This is a genomic window from Pseudomonas sp. 2822-17, from assembly GCF_002742485.1.
GTDB lineage: Bacteria > Pseudomonadota > Gammaproteobacteria > Pseudomonadales > Pseudomonadaceae > Aquipseudomonas > Aquipseudomonas cyclaminis.
Genome location: NZ_LJRZ01000367.1, coordinates 1 through 441, shown reverse-complemented (window position 1 = coordinate 441; position 441 = coordinate 1). Strand labels below are relative to the sequence as shown.

1 protein-coding gene is annotated in these 441 nt (G+C 40.1%); it reads left to right on the top strand.

All coding sequences use genetic code 11. The annotated features are described in order from the left end of the window. Positions 1-441, top strand: a 441-nt coding sequence (locus AOA60_RS10055) for an L-lactate permease (RefSeq protein WP_178075347.1), incomplete at both ends; no start/stop codon positions are given.

Sequence of the window (441 nt, the reverse complement as noted above, 5' to 3'; positions counted from 1 at the left end):
ATAGCAGTAGTTGCACCATTACTTGTTGGTATTGGAGTTAAGCCCGTAACAGCTGTTGTCATTCCTCTTATAGGTCATGCATGGGCAAATGTATTTGGGACACTAGCCGTGGCGTGGATAGCTACAACAAATGTTGTGACTATTGAAGATGCTGCTACTACTGTGTTTTATACTGGTATTTTACTTTGGATTCCAAATATAATTGCTGGTCTGATGATTTGCTGGCTATTTGCTAAATGGAAGGGAGTTAAGGAAGGATTCTTGGCGGTGGTCATCATCTCTACTATACATGGTGGTGGACAGCTCTTACTAGGACAAATAAACCCTTCATTAAGTAATTTCATTCCGGCCACAGTTGCTCTTGGAGCACTTTTCTTGCTAGCTAAACTAGATCGATATAAGCATAAAACAAAGCTCGAGAATGAATCGACTATTTTAGAG